The 510-nt window shown below is 47.5% G+C and carries 1 pseudogene; it reads left to right on the forward strand.

Features of this window, described 5'->3' with window-relative positions:
• Nucleotides 1-510 (forward strand): annotated as a pseudogene (locus ACFINH_RS10425) (phage tail tape measure protein); the annotation flags it as partial.

Genomic DNA, 510 nt, shown 5'->3' on the forward strand with positions numbered 1-510 from the left:
ACGCCCCATGACCTTGTTGGTCGGGGCTTTACGGGGGATTGCTGTCTCAGGAAGTGCATTTGCTGCCTCTTTTGGCTCTGTTGGGACAGTGATCGAAGTGGTTGGGGCGGGTATTTCCTCTGTTGTGGGGGGTATTTTTACCCCAATAGGGGCTGTGGTTGCTGCTGTTGTGGCGGTCATACTGGCTGCTGGTTTTGCTTTGTGGAAATATTGGGATCGTTTTTCTTCTTTTATGAAGGGCTTTGCACGGGGGGTATCTCGGGCTTTTGGGCAAGCCTTTGAAGCTGTTATGCGCTTTTTTGGTGCTGAACCCACCACCATCACCAAATGGAAAAATATCATTGCTGCTGCTTTTGATTTCTCTCAAACTTGGCAAAAGTTCAAACAAGGACTTTCCTCTGTTGTCGAGTGGTTTGGCAATTTGTGGGAGGGTGTTAAACAAAGCTTTTCCAACTTTTGGCAATGGTTGAAGAGTTTTTTTACACAGGAAAAGCTCTCGGAGAGTGCCAA

Source organism: Bartonella sp. AA74HLJMH, from assembly GCF_042197045.1.
In the GTDB taxonomy this organism is placed as follows: domain Bacteria; phylum Pseudomonadota; class Alphaproteobacteria; order Rhizobiales; family Rhizobiaceae; genus Bartonella.